The following is a 313-nucleotide window of genomic DNA, read 5'->3' on the forward strand; positions in this document are numbered from 1 at the left end:
CAAACCAGATGCGCTACCAAGCTGCGCCATACTCCGAAATTGGGGTGAATGATGGGATTCGAACCCACGACAACCGGAATCACAATCCGGGGCTCTACCAACTGAGCTACATCCACCGTTACAACATTTTGGTTCTATAATACCAGACTACCAAATGGCGCGCCTGACAGGATTCGAACCTGTGACCATCCGCTTAGAAGGCGGATGCTCTATCCAACTGAGCTACAGGCGCATGACCGATGATATTACTATCATGCGATACTCGCCTTGAAGAATTGGTCGGAGCAGTAGGATTCGAACCTACGACCCTCTG

General features: G+C 50.5%; 2 tRNA genes. Both read right to left on the reverse strand.

Features of this window, described 5'->3' with window-relative positions:
* Positions 1 to 40: 40 nt before the first annotated feature.
* A tRNA-His gene (locus H4I94_RS16225) sits at positions 41 to 116 on the reverse strand.
* Between the two features lie 39 nt (positions 117 to 155).
* A tRNA-Arg gene (locus H4I94_RS16230) sits at positions 156 to 232 on the reverse strand.
* Positions 233 to 313 lie beyond the last annotated feature (81 nt).

Source organism: Acinetobacter sp. T_3_1, assembly GCF_025377055.1.
GTDB lineage: Bacteria > Pseudomonadota > Gammaproteobacteria > Pseudomonadales > Moraxellaceae > Acinetobacter > Acinetobacter kookii.